The 696-nt window shown below is 65.7% G+C and carries 1 protein-coding gene and 1 pseudogene; one reads left to right on the top strand and one right to left on the bottom strand.

Features of this window, described 5'->3' with window-relative positions:
- A pseudogene (locus AAIL68_RS17535) lies at positions 1–217 on the bottom strand (VOC family protein); the annotation flags it as partial.
- A 222-nt stretch (positions 218–439) separates the two neighbouring features.
- On the opposite strand from AAIL68_RS17535, the gene AAIL68_RS17530 reads away from it, so the two are divergent.
- A complete protein-coding gene (locus tag AAIL68_RS17530) occupies positions 440–655 on the top strand; it encodes an ATPase, T2SS/T4P/T4SS family (RefSeq protein ID WP_347141067.1) in 216 nt (71 codons plus the stop codon).
- The last annotated feature ends 41 nt before the right edge of the window (positions 656–696 follow it).

Below are 696 nucleotides of genomic sequence, written 5' to 3'. Positions count from 1 at the left end.
GCATGCTCATCATGGCGGCAAAGGCGCGCCGCGCTTCCTCACCGCCTGCCATCATCGCTTCTGTGAGCGTGCGCGGTGTGATCTGCCAGGAGACCCCCCACCGATCCTTGCACCAGCCGCATGCACTTTCGCTGCCACCATTGCCGACAATGGCGTTCCAGTACCGGTCAGTCTCTTTCTGGTCATCGGTGGCAATCTGGAACGAGAAGGCCTCATCCTCCCGCCGGTCGAGGTCAGGGATCTGGCGGGTCTGATCGCCAACAAGCAGCGCCTGACGCTGACCGACAACCAGCCCGCGATCTCGACCACCATCGAGGTTGCGGGAGCGGCGCTGCGCTGCCAGTCCATCATCCCGCCCGCCTCCGCAGGCGGAACGGTGATCTCGATCCGGGTGTTCCGCCGCAGGGCGGCCGGCGATGCGCCCCGTCACTTCCCGTTCTTGCGCGACCAGACCGTATCGCTTGAGGCGGAACGGCTCCAACAGCTGCGCGCCATCTGCGAACTGGCAACCACAGGCGACGATCCCGACGTGTTTCTGCGGGCCTGCGTCCAGTCCCGCATGAACCTCGTGATCTCCGGGGGCACTTCCTCAGGCAAGACCGAGCTGGCGCGGCGCCTTTTGTGGATGGTGGAAGACGAGCATCGCCGGGGGTGAAGGCCGCGCATTGCGGCTCGATCACCTGCTGCTCTCGCCCA

The sequence above is a fragment of the Paracoccus sp. SSK6 genome, assembly GCF_039770665.1.
Classification (GTDB): domain Bacteria; phylum Pseudomonadota; class Alphaproteobacteria; order Rhodobacterales; family Rhodobacteraceae; genus Paracoccus.
This window is presented reverse-complemented; position numbering and strand designations above follow the sequence as displayed.